Origin of the sequence: Microcoleus sp. N9_A2 (assembly GCF_036701775.1) — a bacterium.
Taxonomy (GTDB): domain Bacteria; phylum Cyanobacteriota; class Cyanobacteriia; order Cyanobacteriales; family Microcoleaceae; genus Microcoleus.
Genome location: NZ_JAUBRH010000005.1, coordinates 54220 through 76480, shown reverse-complemented (window position 1 = coordinate 76480; position 22261 = coordinate 54220). Strand labels below are relative to the sequence as shown.

General features: G+C 46.2%; 20 protein-coding genes. 12 read left to right on the top strand and 8 right to left on the bottom strand.

Going from position 1 to position 22261, the window contains the following annotated elements; translation table 11 throughout:
* Positions 1–192 precede the first annotated feature (192 nt).
* From QUA44_RS04465 to QUA44_RS04455, 3 genes are all read left to right on the top strand, one after another.
* Positions 193–579 carry a DUF3110 domain-containing protein gene (locus tag QUA44_RS04465; protein WP_333248775.1) on the top strand — a complete coding sequence of 129 codons (387 nt, stop codon included), beginning with the start codon at positions 193–195 and terminating at the stop codon, positions 577–579.
* Between the two features lie 243 nt (positions 580–822).
* Positions 823–1737, top strand: coding sequence for an N-acetylmuramic acid 6-phosphate etherase (gene murQ, locus QUA44_RS04460; protein ID WP_333248777.1), 915 nt, complete (start codon positions 823–825; stop codon positions 1735–1737).
* Positions 1738–2375: 638 nt separating this feature from the next.
* On the top strand, positions 2376–4097 hold the full coding sequence (locus QUA44_RS04455; protein ID WP_333248779.1) for an EAL domain-containing protein: 1722 nt from the start codon (positions 2376–2378) through the stop codon (positions 4095–4097).
* Between the two features lie 176 nt (positions 4098–4273).
* On the opposite strand, the gene QUA44_RS04450 is transcribed toward QUA44_RS04455, so the two are convergent.
* The 3 genes from QUA44_RS04450 to QUA44_RS04440 form a co-directional block, all read right to left on the bottom strand.
* Positions 4274–5494: a CAP domain-containing protein gene (locus QUA44_RS04450; RefSeq protein ID WP_333309519.1), complete on the bottom strand. Its 1221-nt coding sequence runs from the start codon at positions 5492–5494 to the stop codon at positions 4274–4276.
* A gap of 659 nt (positions 5495–6153) precedes the next feature.
* Positions 6154–6828, bottom strand: coding sequence for a phycobilisome degradation protein NblB (nblB, locus tag QUA44_RS04445; protein ID WP_333248786.1), 675 nt, complete (start codon positions 6826–6828; stop codon positions 6154–6156).
* Between the two features lie 208 nt (positions 6829–7036).
* Complete coding sequence (locus QUA44_RS04440) at positions 7037–7498, bottom strand: CBS domain-containing protein (RefSeq protein WP_333248926.1); 462 nt, start codon at positions 7496–7498, stop codon at positions 7037–7039.
* A gap of 244 nt (positions 7499–7742) precedes the next feature.
* Between QUA44_RS04440 and QUA44_RS04435 the strand changes: the two genes are divergently transcribed.
* The 3 genes from QUA44_RS04435 (at position 7743) to QUA44_RS04425 (ending at position 10837) form a co-directional block, all read left to right on the top strand.
* Positions 7743–8069: a (2Fe-2S) ferredoxin domain-containing protein gene (locus QUA44_RS04435; RefSeq protein WP_333248788.1), complete on the top strand. Its 327-nt coding sequence runs from the start codon at positions 7743–7745 to the stop codon at positions 8067–8069.
* 181 nt (positions 8070–8250) lie between these two features.
* Entirely contained in the window at positions 8251–9723 is a 1473-nt protein-coding gene (gene dacB, locus QUA44_RS04430; protein ID WP_333248928.1) for a D-alanyl-D-alanine carboxypeptidase/D-alanyl-D-alanine endopeptidase, read from the top strand.
* 217 nt (positions 9724–9940) lie between these two features.
* Complete coding sequence (locus QUA44_RS04425) at positions 9941–10837, top strand: alpha/beta hydrolase (RefSeq protein ID WP_333248791.1); 897 nt, start codon at positions 9941–9943, stop codon at positions 10835–10837.
* Positions 10838–11100: 263 nt separating this feature from the next.
* Here the strand turns inward: QUA44_RS04425 and QUA44_RS04420 are convergent, their stop codons facing one another.
* Complete coding sequence (locus tag QUA44_RS04420; RefSeq protein WP_333036912.1) at positions 11101–11325, bottom strand: helix-turn-helix transcriptional regulator; 225 nt, start codon at positions 11323–11325, stop codon at positions 11101–11103.
* A 29-nt stretch (positions 11326–11354) separates the two neighbouring features.
* Positions 11355–11828, bottom strand: coding sequence for a Coq4 family protein (locus tag QUA44_RS04415; RefSeq protein ID WP_333248793.1), 474 nt, complete (start codon positions 11826–11828; stop codon positions 11355–11357).
* A gap of 617 nt (positions 11829–12445) precedes the next feature.
* Here QUA44_RS04415 and QUA44_RS04410 point away from each other — a divergent pair.
* A complete protein-coding gene (locus QUA44_RS04410; protein WP_333248797.1) occupies positions 12446–13165 on the top strand; it encodes a hypothetical protein in 720 nt (239 codons plus the stop codon).
* Between the two features lie 483 nt (positions 13166–13648).
* On the opposite strand, the gene recA is transcribed toward QUA44_RS04410, so the two are convergent.
* Positions 13649–14788 (bottom strand): recombinase RecA, encoded by a 1140-nt coding sequence (gene recA, locus QUA44_RS04405; protein ID WP_333248799.1) that lies wholly within the window; start codon positions 14786–14788, stop codon positions 13649–13651.
* Between the two features lie 295 nt (positions 14789–15083).
* On the opposite strand from recA, the gene QUA44_RS04400 reads away from it, so the two are divergent.
* Positions 15084–16700: a glycosyltransferase family 39 protein gene (locus QUA44_RS04400; protein WP_333248801.1), complete on the top strand. Its 1617-nt coding sequence runs from the start codon at positions 15084–15086 to the stop codon at positions 16698–16700.
* Between the two features lie 228 nt (positions 16701–16928).
* On the top strand, positions 16929–18455 hold the full coding sequence (locus tag QUA44_RS04395) for a peptide ligase PGM1-related protein (protein WP_333248804.1): 1527 nt from the start codon (positions 16929–16931) through the stop codon (positions 18453–18455).
* Between the two features lie 396 nt (positions 18456–18851).
* Here the strand turns inward: QUA44_RS04395 and lepB are convergent, their stop codons facing one another.
* Complete coding sequence (gene lepB, locus QUA44_RS04390; protein WP_333248809.1) at positions 18852–19460, bottom strand: signal peptidase I; 609 nt, start codon at positions 19458–19460, stop codon at positions 18852–18854.
* Positions 19461–19549: 89 nt separating this feature from the next.
* Here lepB and QUA44_RS04385 point away from each other — a divergent pair, with 89 nt between their 5' ends.
* The 3 genes from QUA44_RS04385 (at position 19550) to QUA44_RS04375 (ending at position 21622) form a co-directional block, all read left to right on the top strand.
* A complete protein-coding gene (locus QUA44_RS04385) occupies positions 19550–20872 on the top strand; it encodes a dihydroorotase (RefSeq protein WP_333248812.1) in 1323 nt (440 codons plus the stop codon).
* Between the two features lie 61 nt (positions 20873–20933).
* A complete protein-coding gene (locus QUA44_RS04380; RefSeq protein WP_333248815.1) occupies positions 20934–21275 on the top strand; it encodes a DUF433 domain-containing protein in 342 nt (113 codons plus the stop codon).
* A gap of 53 nt (positions 21276–21328) precedes the next feature.
* Positions 21329–21622, top strand: a complete 294-nt coding sequence (locus tag QUA44_RS04375; RefSeq protein WP_445243631.1) for a DUF5615 family PIN-like protein — start codon at positions 21329–21331, stop codon at positions 21620–21622.
* 40 nt (positions 21623–21662) lie between these two features.
* Here QUA44_RS04375 and tsaE read toward each other — a convergent pair whose 3' ends face one another.
* Complete coding sequence (tsaE, locus tag QUA44_RS04370; RefSeq protein WP_333248930.1) at positions 21663–22112, bottom strand: tRNA (adenosine(37)-N6)-threonylcarbamoyltransferase complex ATPase subunit type 1 TsaE; 450 nt, start codon at positions 22110–22112, stop codon at positions 21663–21665.
* Positions 22113–22261 lie beyond the last annotated feature (149 nt).

The following is a 22261-nucleotide window of genomic DNA, read 5'->3' as shown; positions in this document are numbered from 1 at the left end:
CCCGCTGTGCAGGATCGGTGGTCAATCTAAAATCTAAAATATCAAACCAAGTCGTCCAAATACCCCAACTCCTTTCGATCGCGCCAGTGCAGGATCGGTGGTCAATCTAAAATCTAAAATATAAAATTTAAAATCGGTTGCCCGATCGCTCCTAAGATAAAAAAACGGTGGTTAAGAAGGTCTTTAAAACTTATGCGAGTGTTCGTCTTACTCTTCAATGCCCGCACCGAGAATGAGGGAATTCATACCATTCAACTCGGCGATCGCAACAAAGTTCTGATGTTTGAGTCAGAAGACGACGCGACACGCTTTGGCGTGATGTTGGAAGCCCAGGATTTCCCCGAACCCGCTGTCGAGGCGATCGACGATGAGGAAATTAAGGAGTTCTGCGACAGTGTTGATTATGATTGGGAACTGGTACCGGCGGGCGCGCTGGCGATCCCGCCAGAAGACAATGTAACACAGACTGAGTGGCAAGCAGAGGGGCAGTCGCAACCGGAGTCACAGCCGGAGTCGGATTCTGATGTTTCCCAAGACGAACTGGATTCTATGCGCCGCCGACTCGAAGGACTTTTGTGAGAGTCAGTTGACAGTTGACAGTTGACAGTTGACAGTTGGCAGTTGGCAGTTGGCAGTAGTCAGTTGACAGTTGACAGTTGACAGTTGACAGTTGACAGTTGACAGTTGGCAGTTGGCAGTTGGCAGTAGTCAGTTGACAGTTGACAGTTGGCAGTTGGCAGTTGGCAGTAGTCAGTAGTCAGCAGTCAGCAGTCAGTAGTCAGTAATCGGTACTCATTAGTAGATAGACTTGAATTGCAAAATATGAAGAATTTGGAAGAACGGGGGCATCTGCTGACGGAACAGGTGAATCCCAACAGCGAGAATTTAGACCAACTTAGCTCGATCGAATTAGTGGACTTGTTCAACCGGGAAGACGCCCAAACCTTAAGCGCGATCGCCCTGGCCCGCGAACAGTTAGCCCAGGCGATCGACATCGGCGCCGAATCTCTACGTCAAGGCGGTCGTCTGTTTTACGTCGGTGCGGGTACTTCCGGGCGTTTGGGGGTGCTGGATGCCGCCGAGTGTCCCCCCACCTTCTGCACGCCGCCAGAACTCGTACAGGGCATAATTGCCGGGGGTGCGGGGGCTTTGGTGCGGAGTTCGGAGGATTTGGAGGATCGGGCCCAGGATGGGGCGGAGTCGATCGCCCACCGTCACATTACCAACTTAGATGTGGTTGTCGGGATTACGGCTGGGGGCACAACGCCGTTTGTAGCGGGCGCTTTGCACGCAGCGCGCCAGCGGGGGGCGAAAACAGTGTTTATCGCCTGCGTACCAGTCGAACAGGTGAGTTTTGAGGCTGATGTGGATATTCGGTTGTTGGTTGGCCCGGAAATAGTCGCAGGTTCGACGCGCTTGAAAGCGGGCACGGTGACTAAAATGGCTTTGAATATTCTTTCGACTGGCGTAATGGTGAAGCTGGGGAAGGTTTACGGCAATCGGATGGTTGATGTGGCGGTTACTAATCAGAAATTGCGCGATCGGGCTATACGGATGTTACAAGACTTAACTGATTTGAGTCGGGATGAAGCGGGTTTTTTGCTGGAAAAAAGCGGCAAGTCTGTAAAGCTGGCTTTGATGATGCACTGGACTAATTTGGAGAAGGAAGAGTGCGATCGAATTTTGGGCGAGTTTCAAGGTAATTTGCGATCGGCTGTGGCATCAATTAGTCAGTAGTCAGCAGTCAACTGTCAACTGTCCACTGTCAACTGTCAACTGTCCACTGTCAACTGTCCACTGTCAACATCGATTCAAAAAATTGTGAAATCTCTTCAGTGGATCTGATGTGATAAACACTTTTGGTATTTTGAGCGCGATCGACATACTCGCGATCTTTGGGAGTCTAATACTTGTGACACAACCAAAGAACACGGTAACTATTAATGGAACTCTTCAAAATTGCGCTCTTTTCCTGCCAGCCTTCTGGCGGTTTAAAGCTACCTGCAATCATCCGTTTGGTAATTTAGTTATTAGTTATTAGTCATTAGTCATTAGTTATCAGTAGCGGACTAAAAGCTGAAGGTTGATCGAATTTGTAGCTTTAAAAAAGTCAATTTCGGTGATTTTTGACGTGGATCATTGACGTTTTTGAGAAATGCGATTAGCGTCAGTATATATATTTATTGTTTGGCGATCGCTTGGATATTTTATCAGACAAGCGAGCGCGGCCCGGTATTGTCTATCGATCGCTTTGTAAAATATCTGTCAAATCTAAGGCGATCGCTCCTTAGTTAAAAAAGCAGTTTCTGAAGCCAACGCACCTAGTACGAGACTGCTGGATACTCTACCCACCTTGAAAATTAAAACCGAGTCCTATGCAACCAAAACCTAACGTTAACCTATACTCATTCTTGGGGCATATCCCCTGGCTGAAAAAAAGCTACACTGCCAAAATTATGGTGGTTGCATTTTTAGGCACGCACGTTCCTTTGCTCACCTTAATGGTCTGGTTTCTCACCTCCAACGCTTACTCTATAGAGACATCAGTCCGGGTTCTGGTGATTGCTCTGCTGGCGACATTAGCGGGTACGGCAGCAACGCTTTATACGCTACGCCACCTCCTGGTTCCGGTAATCTTAACCTCGGAGGCTCTACAAAACTACCTCGATACCAGAACATTGCCGAACTTACCCACAGAGTTTACTGATGAAGTCGGTACGCTGATGGCAAATTCCTCACAAACGCTTTACAAACTAGATGAATTGATTCATTACATTACCCACTACGATGAACTGACTGGATTGCCAAATCGTGACTTATTCTGCGATCGCCTGAATGAAACCCGATCTCAAAATCACTCACCCTTGGTGGCAGTGCTGGTATTGGGTATCGATGATTTCACAGGGATGCGCCATGCGTTGGAGCCTCGGATATGCGACTTACTAATTAGAGCCGTTTCCCAACGGGTGGTACAGTGCATGGATCCGTCAGATGTGTTGGCGCGTTTGGGCGACGGTGAGTTTGCGATCGCTCGCAGCGAACTCCCCTCCCTGGAGAGTGTGGTCAAGCTATCCCAACTGCTGCTGAGTACGCTGATCAAACCTTTCTCTATCAAGGGCAACCCGATCCACATCACCGCCAGTCTTGGCATTACATTGAACCATCTAGAAAATACGAATTCTGTAGGGAAACTTCTTCAGCAAGCCGACTTCGCACTTCATCAGGCAAAGCAGCAAGGGCGGAGTCACTATCAGTTTTATTCACCCGAAATGAACGTTAATTTACAGGAGCGACTGGCCCTAGAAAATAGCCTGCGCGGAGCCCTGGAGCGCAACGAACTACTGGTTTACTATCAACCGCTGATCGACCTGCAGGGCGGACGGGTGACAGCAACGGAGGCGCTGGTTCGCTGGCAGCATTCTACAGAGGGTTTGGTCTCTCCGGTAAAATTTATTCCGATCGCCGAAGCCAATGGCGAGATCGTGCCCATTGGTGAATGGATCTTGCGAACGGCTTGCGCTCAAAACCGTCGCTGGCAACTGGCTGGGCTGCCAGCCCTGCGGATTTCGGTGAATCTGTCGGCTCGACAATTTGAGCAAACGAATCTGGTTGAGATGGTTCGCCAAATTTTGGCAGAGACCGAACTCGAAGCTGCCTATTTAGAACTGGAAGTGACTGAAAGTGCCTTGATGACTGACATTGAGCGATCGGTCACAACCTTAACGCAACTGCGAGAACTTGGCGTGTCCCTCGCCCTAGACGACTTTGGCACAGGTTATTGTTCCCTCAACTACCTGCAACGGTTTCCGGTTAATATGCTCAAGATCGATCGATCATTTGTCAAAGATGTACTGTCTAACCCGGACAGCGCCACCATTACTGATGCGATCATTGCTCTGGCAAAAAGTCTGCGGTTAACGATCACCGCAGAAGGCATTGAAACCAAGGAGCAGCGTGACTACCTGCAAGCGCGAGGCTGCGATGAAGGTCAAGGGTTTTACTTCAGTCGCCCTGCTAACGCTGATACAATCACCAAACTGCTAAAGGACTCGCTTGAGTCTGATGCAGAATCTATCGCTATTGCCACACACTTTTAACTTAATTGGCGTAAGTCCCACGCTGTAATTGTACTCAATTCAGCGCTGCGATATAAGCCAAACAAAGTCTGTGAATTTCTCACAAAAAGATGGTATTTCACGCTGAACCACTAAAGCGCTCTTGTTTTTAGATTCCCGACTTATCCAAAATGTCGGGAATCTCGATATGCTGTTTTTTAGGCGTTAACAAAAACAGCAGATGTAAGCTGACTTTGACTGACACCCTGCACGATTCCTAAATAATTACTACCAGACTTAATCGCCGTAGAAGCGATGCTTGCGCCTCCATCCAACTGCAAACTCACATCTTCAAAAGTCAAGTTTGCAAATCCGATACCGTCAGTCAAACCAATTTTATCCCCGATCGCAAAATCGGCGATCGCATCCGCACTTACTAAAGTAGCCGAAGCAGACACATCTCCTGCTAAGATAAACGTATCATTTCCAGCACCGCCGATCAGAATGTCTTGGCCGCGATCGCCCCCCAACAAATCGTCCCCGTTACCGCCAATCAAGATATCGTTTTCTTTACCGCCGCGAATAGTATCATTACCGTCAGATCCGATTAGTCGATCGTTATCGTTATTGCCGCTGATAAAATCATTGCCAACACCGCCATCAATTGAATCCGATTCTTTGCCACCCAATAAGCTGTCATTCCCACCTGCGCCATTAATTGTATCAGCACCTTGCATCCCATTAATAATGTCAACACCATCTCCACCGGTGAGATTATCTTTACCAGAAAGAGCAAAAATTGGCAATCCCGCAGCAGTTGCAGGTATTTGAGAATCCCCACTATCTGATAGGAAATAATTGCCGCCGCTGGCTGTATTCTTGGGTGCTGGCGTCGGGCTGCCGTCCCCTGTAGCATTGGGTATTGGGGAAGTAATTGCTACCAATGTGTTGGGAGTTGGTGTGGGAGTTGGTGTGGGAGTTGGTGTGGGTGCGGGATTGGTAGTACCGTCAAGAGAAGTCGCAAAAACCTGCGTCCAATAGTGATTCCAATTTTCAGTGCCAGTATCGTTGGCTAAGAAATAGTAACCGATCCCAATTTCTTTGAGATTGGGGTTAAGAATATTAGTGCGGTGGCCGGGACTGTTCATCCACCCTTCTATGACTTGTTCAGGTGTAGAATATCCTACACCAATATTTTCCGCTGCAGCTCCATCCGCAAATTTATAGCCCGTTGTAGTAATGCGACTGGTGAATGACGAACCATCTTTGCCGGTATGATCGAAGAAGTCTTGCAGTGCCATGTTTTGGCTGTGAGTTTCCGCCGCATTTAGTAACTGAGTATTTAAGGTTAGGGGGGACAAACCTAATTTGTTGCGTTCTATGTTGGTGAGTTCTAAAACTTTATAAATAAAGTTTTGATTGGTTGAAGTTGGTGCCACTTGAAATGCCGAGCGCTCTCCTATTAAAATGTCCAAGGACTGAGAACCTGAATTTTGTAGTTGTTCAAACATGGGGATGATAGATAGTTTTAAGACTTGGTTTTGCTGGTAGATGGCTTACCGTCTTAACGATAGTTTCCCCGATCGCTAGCTAGTTGGGGACAATTCAATAATTGTGTGAATCCCTGCTACTGCTGTATCTATTTTGATTATAGCTTTTGTCAAAGTGCGGATGTCAAGGGATCGGCTCTGATTGGGTAAGGGAAGAGTGCGATCGAATTTTAGAAGAGTTTCAATGGAATTTGCGATCGCCCGTGGCATCAATACAATTTTAGATTTTAGATTTTAGATTTTAGATTTTTCCTGATCAGTAAGGTTTGCGCTACGCAACCAGCCCGCTGGCTGGCTGGCTAGAAACCCGGTTTCTACAACTTTTGCAGAGAGGAACCAGAAATATAGGAAGAAACCGGGTTTCTGAATTATGTGTGCGATCGCGCGCCAACTCGCGGGGGCGAGAAACCCGGTTTCTACGATTTTTACGTTTGGTAACGAGAAATCTCGGAAGAAACCGGGTTTCTGATATTAGCAATCGCGAACGTAGTTTTTAGTAGAATCCTCAAAAAAAATTCTAAATTAATTCAAAATTCACACCTCAAAACTCACAACTTTAAAATATTTTCTTGTCCGGCTCTAGCCTCCTGAGCAACTTGCTCAACCTCATCTTTGGCGAGAATTTCCAAAGCCGCCTCTGCTTCTTTACCGCCCAACCGCCCGAGAGCTTGAGCTACTCTGTAACGGATCTGCCAATCTGCATTGGAAGCGTAGGGAAGCAGCAGCGGCAGCGCCCGTTTATCTCCCAATTCACCTAATGCGCTGATGGCAATGGTTTGGATCAATTCGTTTTCAGAAGTCAGGGCATTTTCTAACATCGGAAAGGCTTTCGGATCTCCCATTTCTCCCAAAGCCGCAACGATGCTCAGTTGCACCAGCCATTCAGAGGTACTGCTATAAACTTGCTGCAAATCTTCTAAAGCCTCGGTTAATTTCAATGCGCCCAAAGCATCGGCGGCTGCTGCTTGCACGTCGGGTTCGGGGTCGTTGTTCAAGCTGTTTCGCAGTACCTCTAAAGCGTTCGGCAGATTCTGCGTGCCGAGGGTTGACATTTGGCTGACTGCTGCGTACCGAACCCGGACGTTTTTGTCGCCGATCGCAATTTGAATCAGTTTATAGGCGATCGCGGGTTCTAGTTGCCGCAGTTGGTTGACTGCTCGCAGTCTTTCGCCAAAATCCTCGGAATTCAGCAATTGTTCGACAGACTCAGGGGTAATGCTCATTCGATTTTAAATTTGATAATTGGTAATTGGAAAGAAGGAAGAAGAAAGAGGGAAGAAGGAAGAAGAAGCAAGAAAGCAAAAATTGCTCTGCGTCTATTCCTGACTTCCGTGTCGTGAATCTAGATAATTGGTAATTGCAAAAAGTCAGCGAGATTGAAAGAGCGATCGACTCATTTTCTGATACAGTCCTGGAACTGCAACAGTTAATTTAAGATTCGGCAGCCATCGAGCGAATAATATCTCCCCTAGTGAGGATGCCAATTACTTTGCCGGCAGTATCAAGCACCGGCAATCGGTGGATGCTGCGATCGTGCATCAATTTTGCCGCTTCTGAGAGAGATTTGTCTGGTTCGATGGTAACTGGCTCTTTACTCATCGCTTCTCCTACTGTTTGCCCTAAAGCCTTATGGAGTTCTCGCTCGTAACGACCGGGATTTTCGAGGTAAATCACGCTGTCGAGCACCATGATGTAAGCGGGCGGAGTGACGCCGGTTTCCCGCCACATCAAGTCGGTTTCGGAGATGACTCCTACCAACAAGTCATTCTCATCTACGACGGGAAGACCGCTAATGCGTCGATCGGCTAAAATTTTAATCGCTTCGTTCAAGGGCATTTCGGGTCGCGCCAAAATCGGCTCGCGGCTCATTACATCGGCTACTGTTTTTGGCATGATTAGCGGTTGATTGAGTTGTTGCTCTAAATCGATCATATAGGGAAAGCGTGACACAGACTGAACAAAGGCAGCTCTGCTGAAGGGATTCGTTAGAAGGTAGAAGGAAGGAAAAAGTTTGAATGCCAGAATTTTGCTGTTTTTTTCGATCGCACTATAAAATTCTGCCGTTTGCCGGACTCCGGCGAGCGATCGACCTGACAAGATTGTTAAGATATCTTAAAGAGCGGATAAATCCTTACCAATGCCAGAATCTCCAGCCAGAGAACCAGACTCCCAACCAGAAGCGCGCTGTGTATTGGTTTGCCAGTATCAATCTTGCCTGAAAAATGGTTCAGCAGCAGTGCTAGCTGCTTTTGAAGCTCAACAAGTTACAGGGGTGAAAGTGGAGGCCTGTAGTTGTCAGGGACAGTGCACCACTGGCCCGACTGTACGAGTTACCCCGGACGAAATTTGGTATTGTCGAGTTAAACCGAGTGATGTACCGTTAATTGTGGAAGAGCACCTCAAAGGCGGAAAACCTGTAGAGGCGCTGTTCAATCCGAGAATTCATGCGCGTTATTATTATTAGTCTTGACTTTATTCGGTGAGACTTCCAAGCTCTAGCGCATCTAATAGACCTCTTGCCTTCATTCGCTTTCCAATCAGGAACTTATCTGCGTTAATCTGTGTTAATCTGCCTGAAATCTGCGGTTTTTGTATTAATCAAAAATTCATAAAATCTTATCTATTATGGAAATTACGCTTTGAAAATTAAACGAATTGCAGTTAGTTTGTTAGTGCTAATTATCGGATACACTCCGCAGGTAGTAGCTCAAACGCCTGCGGTGGCTGGGGATATTTGTCCTGGGGAATTGGGGGCGCAAGTAGATGCGATCGCCAATCGTCCCGAATTTAGTCGATCGCGCTGGGGCATTTTGATTCAACCTCTATCTTCTACTACTACTCTCTACAGCCGCGACGCCCAAAAATATTTTATTCCAGCATCAAATGCCAAGCTGCTAACTACAGCCGCTGCTTTGCAGAAACTCGGTGCAGATTTTCGGATTAAGACATCGGTTTACAGCGGCGAAAATGGAAGTTTGTACGTTGCCGGCAGGGGAGATCCCAGCATTGCTGAGGCTCAGTTGAAATCTTTAGCGCAGCAGTTGAAGCAGCGGGGAATCAGTCAAGTTAACCAGTTGATTGGCGATGACAGCTATTTTCTAGGCAGTGCAGTTAATCCGAATTGGGAATGGGAAGACGCCCAAGCGGGTTACGGAGCGCCGATTAACAGTTTAATTTTCAATCAAAACGCGATCGACCTTCTCTTGTCCCCACAGGCTCTTGGGCAACCTCTGAAAGTTACTTTTGCCGAACCAAAGCTGGCAAATCAGTGGCAACTTCAGAACAATTCAGTAACAGTCGCCCAAAGCGAATCTGAGTTTATTGAAGTTGGTCGGGAGTTTGATCGACCTATAATTCGAGTGAGCGGACAGTTGAACGTTGGTGGCGAACCTGAATCAGCTTATGTCGCAGTTGTCAACCCCGCTAATAATTTTTTGCAGTCTTTTCAACAAGCCCTGGCGACTGAGGGAATTCCTGTTAAACAGACTTTAGTTGCATCGGCTTCTCGCAATTCAAATCAAGAATTAGCAACCGTTGAATCGCCGCCGCTGGCTGAATTGGTGAGAGAAACTAATCGCGAAAGCAACAATCTTTATGCAGAAGTTTTATTGAGATTGCTGGGAAAAGTTACAGACAAGATCCCCCTGCCGCCAACACTCACAGGCAAGATGCCAGTGCCACAAGAGGATACAGGTGAAAGCGGTTTGAAAGAGCTAAAGACAGTTTTAACTCAATTAGGAGTAAATCCAAACAGCTACAGATTAGCCGACGGTTCCGGCTTGTCTCGGCACAATTTAATTACTCCAGAAGCCTTAGTGGAAACTTTGAGATTTATGGCCAATTCACCTGCTGCATCGATTTACCGCGCATCACTGCCGATCGCTGGCGAGAGCGGCACTTTGAAAAATCGCTTTAATATTACACCAAACCGCGTAAATTTGCAAGCAAAAACAGGAACTATGAGCGGAGTTTCGGCGCTGTCGGGATATATCGAAGTTCCGAATTACGAGCCGCTGGTGTTTAGCATTATCGTCAATCAATCTGACCTATCGACTGCAAAAATGCGATCGGCAACTGACGAAATTGTGCTATTATTGAATCGCCTGCGCCGCTGTTAAAACAACAGATTTAAGGTGAAAAACTTGAGCTCAGTAGTTACACCTAAAAAACAGGACACCGAAAAACCCTACAAGTTTTAAGTTTAATTAGATTGCAGCGACGGGGAGCGAAAAGCAGCTACAATAAAAGTAGAAAAATTAAAACCACGGGGCCGTTTCAGCCTGCTACCAGTCGGCGGGTTGTGTACTTCCCGAAAATAAGTCTAACTTTCCAACTATGAATTCTTTAGATTCCGAACAGCAACACATCTTTGTTGAAACCAACAACATCCGCCTGCACTGCGTTTCTCAAGGAGAAGGCGAGCTCGTTCTGCTCCTGCATGGGTTTCCAGAGTTTTGGTACTCTTGGCGTCATCAAATCCCTGCCTTAGCGCGTCATTTTAAGGTTGTGGTGCCGGATTTGCGGGGCTACAACGATTCCGACAAGCCGACAAGCGGCTATGATTTAGATACGCTGAGCGCCGATATTCGCGGTTTGATTGCGAGCCTCGGTTATACAAAAGCTCACGTTGTAGGTCACGATTGGGGAGGGGCGATCGCGTGGCACTTAGCTCAAAAATTCCCCGAACAACTCAACCGCTTGGCAATTTTAAACGCTCCGCACCCGCAGCGATTCGTGCAGGAAATGGCGAGCAATTTAGATCAAATCCGCCGCAGTTGGTACGTTTTGGCGTTTCAGGTTCCCGGCATTCCCGAATGGTTGATCCGGCAAAACTTGAAAGATTTTGTACACAATGTTTTCCAAGGACAAGCTGTTCGCAAAGGATCTTTTAGCGCTGAGGAAACTAAGATTTATCAGACTGCTTTAGAAAAGCCGGGAGTATTAGCTGCCGCTATCAATTATTACCGGCAGATGTTTCACCCGCAGAGGCTTTGGAATTTGGGGCAGAAATTAGAACCTGTGACAGTGCCTACTTTGGTGCTCTGGGGAGAAGAAGATGCGTTTTTGAGCCACAAACTTGTAGAAGGTTTAGACAGATTAATTACGGCTCCGTTTAAGTTAAAATTAGTCCCTAATTGCGGTCACTGGATTCAGCAGGAAGCGCCGCAAACGGTGAATCGAGAATTGCTGAGTTTTCTGAGAAATTCTTCTGGTTCTGTGGCTTTGGCATAGAAAAAAATTAACGCTTGTAAATAAGAACGGGCAAGATGCCCGTTCCACAAGAACATTGAATTTTTGTGGAACGGGCATCTTGCCCGTTCTTAATATCTGACGCACCCTACTTATTGATCAATACGCTTGGGTTAAAACTGTTTATTCCTCGGAGATCCCTCTAAATCCCCCTTAAGAAAGGGGACTTTGAGTAAGTTCTTGTTCCCCCCTTAAGAAGGGGGCTAGGGGGGATCGGGCTTAACTGAAGCGTATTGACTTATTGATCAGTCCCAGAGCAAATTTTCTTGGATCAGCAGTGCAATCATCGCAGTTCTGGAACAAACACCGAGTTTGATAAAAATCCGCCTCACGTAAGTAGCAACCGTCCAGTGACTGATATTTAAATTTTTGGCAATACATTTGTTTGGCAGGCCTTGGGCTACTAATTGCGCGATCGCTCTTTCCCGTGGGCTCAGGCTAATTTCCGGTTTGTAACTTTTGCTTTGCATACTTTTGCAATGAGGTAACGAGTTAATATCTAATCAATGAATGGTTGAATTCCGAGTTTTTCTCGAACTTCAGATAAAGGAGTTTCCCAATCAGATGCAACATCCCAGTCAATTAGCCTAGTGGCTAATTTTCCATGTTTTAAGCCTTTGATAATTTGTCCGATCGCGCATTTGCCGCTGATCAGTCCAACTAACACTAAAATCGCACAAGAAGGACGAAATACTTGAGCACGAGTAAACGCTTGAAGTATAAATTCATCTTCTGTTGAAGCTGAAAGACCAGTCAGAACGTGCCAAACGTCGTGGTTTCGCTGAATCCAGTCTCCCGATGCGATCGGCTCAAACCCTTGTTCGTCTAAAAATTGCGCCACTGAGCACCCTAATGTTCCTGCTGGCAGTTGGCGCAATTTCGCCAAGTCTATTTCAAAATGTCGATCGCTCTCAATTTGAGGATTAATTGTTTGAGCCATCTTTAATATAACTTCTAATTGACCGTCAGCCATGATTTATTCTCCCTTCAACAATGAATTAATTTTCTCGCAAATTAATTTGTGTTTGTCAAGTTCATTTTTGCGCTGAATCAAGACGACTTTTTTTACCGACTCAGCTTAAAAATCGTACTTTCTGTCAAACCAATCGGCGATCAGGAGCTTTTACATTTCTTTACAAACAGCCTCAGAGGTGAAATCTGCCAGTTGCCAAAATCTGGCTAGTGTTACTTGCGGCAACTTGACCCACCCGGAAGTAGCCGTAAAATCCACAGTATCTAGCGGTGATTTGAACTCCCTTACTTACGTATATAAATTTATTCTGCTGCCAATAATTGGAACTTGCAATGAGTCAGAAGTGGAAACTTGCAGGCATCGTGATGCAGGTGCAGAAAAGTGAAGAGAGTTGAAGGGAGCTGAAGCAAGGTGAAGTTATGCAGAGTTGATTTTTCGGAATTACGCAGTAGTGCCAATCCCCCGTGGTTGCCGAATTTGTAGTAGCAATCCTGGGCGATTGCCCCTATGTCGTTAGAATGTCGCTCAAATGAGTGACACTCATTTGAGCGACTGGCTAAATATCTTCACCAACAGCTATAAATAAAATAGAGATTCATATCATACAAGGTGTTGCTGTGAAAAAACTTTCCATTTTGTTATCCACAGGAGTTCTGTCATTAATTTGGTGCGGTGCTGCTAGCGCTACGACTTATGTTAATCCTAACGGTAAAACTACTTTAAACCTTTCAGAAAAAGCGAACAATCCCAGAGGTTTTTACTTGACAAAAGTAGGCAATCGGGAATTTTTGGGCAATATTCAAATTACCCGTTCCGAAGGAGCAGCAGGCTCTTACTATTACAATGGGACTTTCAAAGACAGTGCGACCGGCCCTGGCAGAAAAATTGTTTGTTCTGGGGATATTACCATTGTTAGGCGTCAAGTTGGAAGGAGCAGCCAATTGGGAGCCGAAGTTACTTGGAAGGTGAAAGGAGGAGAAAATTGTCCTTCTATTGGCCAGACATTTAAAGTAAATTTAGTCGAATCTTTACCGCGTCCTAATGCAAGTGGCGACTATACTTCTAGCAATTCTAATACTTGGTTGACTGAAACTGCTGGTTCTGCAACTTGGCCTGCTTGGCGAGTCACGTCGCGAGATGGACAACTCAACTGCCGCAAGACGCCAAACGGAGCAATTCAACAAGTTTACCGCGCGGATAGAGATACAATTGCTGCTGAACTCAGGGGAGTAAATGCGATTACGATGGCGAACGGTCAACCCTGGTTGCGGACAAGACAAAACTGTTATGTGCGCGCTAATTCTCAATACTTTCAGCCAGTTTCTATGCCTGAATAAGCGATCGTAAGCGATATCAGTTCCGGTCAATTACCCTTCAGTTGACAGTTGACAGTTGACAGTTGACAGTTGACAGTTGACAGCTACCTCTACCTAGAAGGAAGAGGATTGAAGTAATGAATCGTCTTCTTTTAATTTCTCGCCTTTAAGGGAGAGGCTTTAAACCAATTTTTTCTGGTAAAAAAAAGTGTTTGATCGTTCGGACTTTAGTCCTCATCAAATCTGAGGACTTTAGTCCTCACTACAAACCAAAGGCAAAGGTTTAAATATCACCGGGTAAGGTGTACTTGCGATCGCACCGGGAGATTGCTAATCTATTAGCATAGCTGTCTCTGCTAACCCTTTGCTTTGAGTAACCTTCGGCTCCTCGAAAGATAAAAGCACACAGGCAGCACACGATCGCAACAGCAATAATACAATAGTAGGTTGGGTTTCTGTATTGAAACCCAACCTACTATTGCCAATGACTAATCACTACAAAATTTAGATTTCTTCCATATCTCCTACATCTTGAGCGTCATCATCAACATTATCAACATCATCATCCTCAACATCATCATCAACATCTACCTCAACAGGAGCGACAGAATTAGCAGAAACCACAGCACCAGTCTCAAGTTTCTTTTTAACTAGCTCCTCAATTTCATTTTTGAAATCGATGTTTTTCTCCATGTGCTGGATCACTTTGTCTCGTCCTTGAGCTATGTTCTCTCCGTTGTAGCTATACCAAGAACCTTTTTTCAGAATTACTCCCATTTCGTCTGCCAAGTCAGTCAGACAGCCTAAAGTAGAAATGCCTTTGCCAAATACAATGTCAAATTCGGCAATGCGGAAAGGCGGAGCAACTTTATTTTTAGCAACTTTAACTTTCGTGCGGTTGCCGTATTCTTCTGTACCTTTTTTCAAGCTTTGAATGCGGCGAATGTCGAGCCGCACGCTGGCGTAGAATTTGAGTGCGTTGCCGCCGGTTGTGGTTTCGGGGTTGCCGTAAGTTATGCCGATTTTCTGCCGCAATTGGTTGAGGAAGATGACGGTACAGCCAGATTTGCCGATATTGCCGGTGATTTTCCGCAAAGCTTGACTCATCAAGCGCGCTTGCAAACCCATGTGGGAGTCGCCCATGTCGCCTTCGATTTCGGCGCGGGGGACGAGGGCGGCTACGGAGTCAATTACTACGATATCGACGGCGACGGAACGGACGAGTTGATCGACTATTTCTAGGCCCATTTCGCCGGTATCTGGCTGGGAAACTAAGAGATTTTCAATATCTACGCCTAATGCTGAGGCGTAGGTGGGATCGAGGGCGTGCTCGGCATCGACGAAGGCTGCGATTCCGCCGGATTTTTGGACTTCGGCGATCGCGTGGAGCGCTAGAGTGGTTTTACCGGAACTTTCGGGGCCATAAATTTCAATAACTCGACCTTTTGGCAAACCGCCGCCCAAAGCGATGTCCAGTGTCAGGGCTCCGGTGGGGATGGTTTCTACCCTCATGCGAGTGGAGTCTCCCAATCGGACGATCGCCCCTTTGCCAAAGCTGCGCTCGATTTGGGACAGTACGGAAGTTAGGGCTTTTTGCTTTTCTGTGTTTTCAGTAGTTTTTGTAGAAGCTTCTTTTTTTGCCATTTTCGGTACGCGGGTAGACCCCTTGCGGAGCTTGTTGATTAACTGTACAACACGTATGTTAGCAGTTATTTTTGGGCTCTGGAGCTTCTGGGATGATCTGGCTGAAGATTCTTGATTTTGGGGGTGGTTGAGCCTGAGCCAGCTTTCAGAAGGCTCTGGTCTAGAAGGTATTCGGCATCCGGCAGAGGGTAGAATTATTGTCGGTTGGGGTATGGAGTTGGTATCAAGAGCTCTCGGAGTGAGGTCTAGGATGATCTACAGTTCCTCTCGGACGATCGCCACAATAAGGACAAGCATGGCATCTACAACACCTCAAGACACATCTGTTAATCCTAAAAATTCCCGCTGGCTGATGAACCTATTGGCGCTCGGCATTTTACTAGGAATCGGATTTCGGTTCTTCGATCTCGATCGCAAACTGTACTGGCACGACGAAGTTTACACATCTATCCGCGCCGCTGGTTTCACCCGCCAAGAAATCGACGACGCACTATTCCAAAACCGGATTTTTCCCGCACCAGAATTGCAGAAATATCAGCGGATAAAACCGGGAAGTACAGCAGCAGACACAATTCGTTCTTTAGCACTAGAAGACCCACAACATCCGCCTTTGTACTTTCTCATGGCTCGTTTGTGGATGCAGCAATTTGGCAGCTCTCTAGCAGCATCCCGCAGTTTGCCAGCAATATTGAGTTTGCTGTCGCTGCCTTTGATGTACGCTTTAGCTCAGGAACTTTTCGCCTCAAAAAATGTGGCCTTAGTAGCAACAGCACTGTTAGCTTTATCTCCCTTTGACATCTTATTTGCCCAGACAGCAAGGCAGTACAGTTTGCTGACAGCCGCAGTTATTGGTAGCAGTTGGCTGCTGTTGAGAGCAGTGCGGTTGCGGGGCTGGCAAAATTGGGTCTATTACTCGCTGGCGATCGCGATCGGCTTCTACACTCACCCTTTTTTCAGTTTAACACTCATCGGACACGGAGTTTTTATAATTTCTTGCTGGGTGTTTGTTAAAAAAAGAAAATTGCGAAGTCATCTCACTAATTCTCAATTTTTTTTAGCAGTAACAGCAGCTTTAATCTTGTATCTGCCGTGGATTTACGTGCTGGCAACCAACCTGGGACGAGCCTCAGCGACGACAGATTGGACGCGAGTATCTCCGGGTTGGCTGTATCTAGCAAAACTGTGGACGCTCAGCTTTACAGCCTTATTTTTTGACTTCGACTTCGGGTTTGATAATATTTGGACTTATCTGCTGAGATGGCCATTTTTGCTGTTAATTGCGGCAGCCCTTTACAAAATATGCCGCCTGGTTAGCACTTCTACTTGGCTGTTTATTTTAACATCAATTTTTGTGCCTTTTTTGATACTGGCATTACCGGATCTAATCCTAGGTGGCAAACGTTCCGCCGTCAGCCGCTATCTGATTTCTTGCTTTCCGGGAGTGCAGCTAGCAGTTGCTTACTTGCTCGCCAGTAACGTGAGAACTCAGCAGCGGTTTTGGCAAGTCATTTTAGCCTTGGTATTTACAGCAAGTGTATCATCCTGTACGGTCAGCGCTTTTTCTGATACTTGGTGGAGCAAAGACTTGAGCTATTTAAATGCTGAAGTTGCGAAAATTATTAACAAAGAGGCGATAGCTAACCGGTCGATTAAAGATACAATTGTAATTAGCGATCGCGGTAACGATTTTACTAACATGGGAGATTTGCTTTCTCTGAGTTATTTGCTTGACAAAGATGTACGGCTGATGCTGCTGAGCCAGTCGCCAGAGATGGAAATGCTGAACAAATATTCGGCTCCTCTGGTGTTCCGCCCTTCGGAAAAATTGCGATCGGCAATCAAGCAAAATCAACGCCGCTTAGAGCCTATATTGGAATATGCCAGACTTTTTCGAGTGCGGCGAGCTTCTTAAAGTAACTTGACAGAAATTTCCGAGCATCCCCGGTAGCGTGTCCCGGAAAAAACTGTTTGAGTTGCCTCAAATATTTGATCTGACGCACCTTAAGTCACTATTTGGACATTTTTGTCAATATTCCCGGTAAGGTACCCCGGAAAAAAATGTTTGAGTTGTCTCAGATATCTGGGCTGACGCACGCTACCTCATCAGCAATAATTATTTGAATACTTAGGATAAAACGCAATGCAAGAGTTAAATAATTCATCTTCCGAATCGGCGCAGAAGTTTCGCAATCTTCAGACAGAATTACGCGAACGTTGGCGAGCAATAGAAGAATTCGACAGCGGAGATTGTGACATTATTATTATTCCCTCTCTCAGCTTAGATCAGCAAGAAATGCAGAAAGTGGAGGGTGCTTACCACTACGAAGAGCGGCATTTATTTTCATTGATTCGCCTGCGAAATCCCCGCACGCGCTTAATTTACATTACTTCGGAACCGTTGCACCCGATGATTGTGGATTATTACCTGCAATTGCTGCCGGGAATACCATTTTCTCACGCGCGCGATCGGCTTTTGCTGTTCAGTGCTTACGATGCTTCTGCCAAATCCCTCACCCAGAAAATTTTAGATCGTCCCCGCTTGATGGAGCGCATTCGTCAAGCAGTGCGGCCGACAAAATCTTATATGGTTTGTTATAACTCGACGCCATTAGAACGCGAGTTATCTGTTAAATTGGGGATTCCTTTGTGGGCCAGCGATCCCGATCTGTTATACTGGGGAACAAAAAGCGGTAGCAGGCAAATTTTTAAAGAATGTGGCGTGCCTTATCCTGACGGTTCCGAGTTGGTTTGGAATGCGGAAGATTTAGCGGAAGCTGCGGCCGAGTTGTGGGCACGGCAGCCACATTTGCAACGGATCGTAATTAAGTTAAATGAAGGTTTTTCGGGGGAAGGGAATGCAATTCTAGATCTGCGTTCCCTGACAGGCAAAGCGCCTCAAGAAAGAGCGAAGGCAATTGGGGATTGCTTCCATAATTTGCGCTTTCAATCCACAGGCGAAACCTGGGAAAATTTTAGCAGCCGGATTCCCGAATTAGGGGCAATTGCCGAAGCATTTATCGAAGGAGAAGAAAAGTTCTCGCCCAGCGTTCAAGGCAGAATTGTTCCCAGCGGCGAAGTAGAAATTCTCTCCACTCACGACCAAATTTTAGGAGGCCCAGACGGTCAAATTTTCTTGGGTTGCCGATTTCCTGCGGACGAATCTTACCGGCTGGCGTTGCAAGAATTGGGATGGAAAGTGGGGCAAAACTTAGCCGGAAAAGGGGCTTTAGAGCGATTTGGAGTAGATTTTCTCGCTGTAAAGCAATCCGATGGGAAATGGGATATGCAAGCAATAGAAATTAACTTGCGGAAAGGAGGCACAACTCATCCGTTTATGGCGCTTAAACTGTTAACAAACGGTCGGTACGAGCGAACTACTGGATTATTTTACAGCCAGCAGGGTCGTCCGAAATATTATGTTGCTTCGGACAATTTAAAAAAAGAGCGCTATCGGGGATTGTTACCGAATGATTTGATGGATATTATTGCTGACAATCAACTGCACTTTGACAGCGGTACTGAGACGGGGAGTGTGTTTCATTTAATGGGCTGTTTGTCGGAGTTTGGCAAATTGGGATTGACGAGTATCGGCAACTCGCAGCAAGAAGCAGAGGATATGTACAACAAAGTTGTGAAAGTGCTCGATCGCGAAACTTCATTCAGTTGACAGTTGACTGTTGACTGTTGACTGTTGACTGTTGACAGATGAGGGCGACCTCTACCTCGAAGGAAGAGGATTGGAGTAATGAATAGTCTTCTCTTAATTTCTATCTACAATGGAGAGGCTTTCAACCAATTATTTCTGGTAAGTCGATTTCAGATTTTCCATTTTTTCCATTTGAGATTTACGGGCGAGAAACTCGGTTTCTACGAGTTTTGCTTTTGCGTTTGATAGGTAGAAATTTAGGAATAAACCGGGTTTATGAGGTCATAAATTTGTGAAAGTTCTCCCGAAATCTCCTATTAAATCTCGTTTAACCGTTGATTAGTTGATCGTGGGAAATGGGAATTGGTCATTTAAGCTGACAACCGCAGGTGGAAATCTGCGGGTTGTGCGTGGTAGCTAATTTTTAGCGGGATAAAGGGGCGTGGGGTCGATCGACCCTGTGCGGTTGAGTGGCCAAAAACGGACGATCGCCCTACCGATGATATTTTCTTTGGGTACAAAGCCCCAGTAATGACTGTCACAGCTTGCGTTGCGGTTGTCGCCGAGCACCAAGTAAGAATTTGGAGCTACAACTACAGGCCCGTAGGGATACTGCGGAATTTCTTCAATATATTTTTCCTGTAGCGGCTGCTTGTTAATAAAAACTTTTCCCTCTCTGACTTCCACACTGTCCCCCGGCAGTCCGATCACTCGCTTGATATAGGCATCTTTGATCGGTGGCGGCTGTCCCGTGCACAAACTAGCCGGGTCAGGAGGCATAAATACGATAATATCTCCTCGCTGGGGCTCTTGGAATCGATAGCTGACCTTATCTATAATTAATCGATCGTTAATTTGTAAGGTTGGGAGCATCGAGCCGGTGGGAATGTAGCGTGCTTCGGCAACCAGGGTGCGGATACCAAAGGCTAAAAATGCTGCTAAGCCGATCGTCTTAATTCCTTCGATCCAAGGATTTTCCGTGTCTTGCGGAGGTTTTTCGTCGGCTGACTTGTCTAGACGAGTCATAGGGTATTGTAGTGACTGAGCTGGATACGAATTATAAACTTAATAATGCTTCCATGCTAGCACGCTGTTTACTCAATTAATGATATCTTATGACTCCCAAATCAAGTTTGTTAATCCGTCGCGCTCGCATTCTTTTGCCCAATGGTGAGTTTTTGGTAGGAGATGTGCAAATCTGCGATCGCCAAATTGTCAAGGTTGCTGCGGAAATTGCCGAATCTGGCGATCGAGAAATAGATGCCAAAGGCTTAACTCTGTTACCCGGAGTAATTGATCCCCAGGTACACTTCCGGGAACCGGGTTTAGAACACAAGGAAGACTTGTTTACGGCTAGCTGTGCTTGCGCTAAAGGCGGCGTGACATCGTTTCTGGAAATGCCGAATACCCGACCTCTGACCACAACCCAAGCTGCCTTAGATGATAAACTAAGTCGCGCTGCCGAGAAGTGTTTGGTGAATTACGGCTTTTTTATTGGTGCAACGCCCGAGAATTTGCCGGATTTGTTGAGTGCGAATCCGACGCCGGGAATTAAGGTGTTTATGGGTTCGATGCACGGTCAGTTGTTGGTGGATGGAGAGGAAAATTTAGAGCGAGTTTTCTCAAAGGGCGATCGGCTAATTGCAGTACACGCCGAAGATCAAACTAGAATCAATCAGCGCCGTCAGGAATTTGCCGGCATTTCCGATGTTGCCGTGCACTCACAAATTCAAGACAATCAAGCAGCGTTGTTAGCAACTAAACTAGCCGTAAAACTTTCTAAAAAATATCAACGCCGACTGCACATCCTGCATCTTTCAACTGGCGATGAAGCCGAGTTTTTGCGCCAGGAAAAACCGACTTGGGTAACGGCGGAAGTGACGCCGCAGCATTTGTTGTTAAATACCAGCGCTTATGAAACCATTGGCAGTTTAGCTCAGATGAATCCGCCTTTGCGGGATACCCGCGATAACGAAATACTTTGGCAAGCTTTACTCGACGGCGTAATTGATTTTATCGCCACCGATCACGCGCCGCACACATTAGCAGAAAAAGCTCAAGAATATCCAAATACGCCGTCGGGAATGCCCGGAGTCGAAACTTCTTTGCCTTTGATGCTGACGCAAGCAGTAGAGGGAAGATGTACAGTGGCACAAGTTGCTAATTGGATGTCGGCGGCAGTTGCTAAGGCTTATAGAATTCCCAATAAAGGGAAAATTGCTCCGGGTTTTGATGCCGATTTGGTATTAGTAGATTTGGAGAAGTATCGCCCGGTTGTCGGAGCAGAAATGGCGAGTAAGTGCGGCTGGAGTTCCTTTGAAGGTTGGAGTTTGACTGGATGGCCAGTTGTGACTGTTGTTGGAGGAAAAGTTGTTTTTGAAAATGGGAAATTGGATACAACGGTTAGGGGGGAAGCTTTGACATTTGACGCTGAGTAAGCATGAATTTAACTCAAGTGTTATAATTGGGTATTCCTGCATCGCAAAGGCGATTTTACCCATGCTTCTCCAAGAACTAGAAACACAACTCCTGGCCTTAACTCCGACTGAGAAAGCTGAAGCCATCCGGCTTTTAACCCAAAGTTTAAACAATAGCTGGCCAGGAATTACCAAAACTCCCGACCTGTGTGGCGGCGATGCTTGCATTGCCAAAACTCGACTTCCCGTTTGGCTGTTCGTGAGTTGGCGCCGTCAAGGTTCAAGTGATGCTGAACTTCTACAATTTTATCCCCAGTTGAATGCTGCAAACTTAGTAAATGTCTGGACTTATGCGGAGGCTAACTCCGAAGAAATTGAAACAGCACTCCGAGAAGAAGCAGCAGCAATGATGCAGGAAGTATAATTTATGGCACGTCTCTATGCAGATGAACAGATGAACAGTTCCCGTTTCCTGTTGTGGCATTGCTGCGAAATTTAGGTCACGATGCCCTGACTATTCAAGAGGCAGGAAATGCCGGAGATGATGACCCCGAAGTATTAGCCTTTGCTGTGAATAACGATCGGGCGGTTATGACGCAAAATCGTCGGCATTTCATTCGCTTGCACACTCAACAACCAAATCATGCTGGTATTATCGTGTGTACAGACGAGAAAAATCTAGAAAGGTTGGCAACACGCATTAATGATGCTATTGCTGGTGAAGAAACTTTGAGGGAAAAATTGATTCGAGTCAACCGCCCGCCGCAGTAAGTTCGTGAAGCGTAGCTATCCCGTAGGGAATCGCCCTTTCTCAATTTTCCCATTGCCAATCCAATAACTCGCCATTACCAATTACTTCAGCTTGCCGCCCGTTATCGAGATAACTCAAAGAAATTTGCAAATAATTTTCTGGTTTGTACAGCAATCTTTCCGCCCATTCGATCGCCACAATTCCCAAATCCCTTTCTAACCCGTCCCAATAACTCTCTAAGTGCAAAGCCTCGGCTTCTTCGGGTTCCAGTCGATACAAATCTAGATGATACAGCGGAACTCGCCCTGCAAAATACTCGTTAATCAGGGTAAAAGTAGGACTTTCCACAGGTTCGGAGATTCCCAAACCTTCGGCGATACCTTGAACTAAGGTAGTTTTGCCCGCACCTAAATCTCCTTGTAATAAGATTACAGTGCCGGCGGGGAGCGATCGACCTAACGCCATACCAAACTTGCGCGTAGCCTCAAAATCTGGCAGTAAAGTTTTCATTTCATTCATTAGTCAGTAGTCATTAGTCATTAGTTATTAGCCTCCCCATCTCCCCATCTCCCACTCTCCCCATCTCCCCATCTCCCCATCTCCCCATCTCCCCATCTCCCCATCTCCCCATCTCCCCATCTCCCCATCTCCCCATCTCC